The organism is Halomonas sp. ND22Bw, assembly GCF_003011945.1.
GTDB lineage: Bacteria > Pseudomonadota > Gammaproteobacteria > Pseudomonadales > Halomonadaceae > Halomonas > Halomonas halophila.
This window is the reverse complement of record NZ_PXWD01000236.1, coordinates 1-411: the sequence shown is the minus strand read 5'-3', so window position 1 is coordinate 411 and position 411 is coordinate 1. Positions and strand designations below refer to the sequence as shown.

At 66.2% G+C, this 411-nt stretch carries 2 protein-coding genes; both read right to left on the bottom strand.

Annotation, left to right across the window (positions count from 1 at the left end; all coding sequences use genetic code 11):
* Positions 1 to 201: AlpA family transcriptional regulator (locus tag CVH10_RS17845; protein ID WP_146143017.1), on the bottom strand; the 201-nt coding region annotated here is incomplete at its 3' end.
* Positions 189 to 411 (bottom strand): hypothetical protein (locus tag CVH10_RS17840; protein ID WP_219924774.1); only part of this gene is annotated, 223 nt, incomplete at its 5' end. The genes CVH10_RS17845 and CVH10_RS17840, both read right to left, overlap by 13 nt.

The following is a 411-nucleotide window of genomic DNA, read 5'->3' as shown; positions in this document are numbered from 1 at the left end:
CGCCCGTCGCCACGCCAGCAGCTCGCTCTGCCACCATCCGACCCGGTTTTGCGAGACCTGGACGCAGGCCGGGAAATCTCCGGTCTTCTGCATACGCCAGACCGTTGTCCGGCTCAGACCGCAGATCACCTTCACCTGCGACCAGGGGAGAATCCGGTCTTCCAACGCGTCGAAAGGAGGCGGCTCGCTCACACTGTCCATGACACCGCCTCGTCCGCCCGGCGCTCCAGAACCTCGGCCAGCAATCGGGCGTCTCGCGCCGCATCCACCGGATCTCGAACCTCCCAGGTGCGAAGAACGTCCTTCAGGGCGAAACTGACCGCCGGGTCGATCAGCAAGTCCGCCACGCTGGGCGCCCACTCCGTTCTGAACCCTTCCAATCCCGCCTCAGCCATGACGCCGACCCCTGGC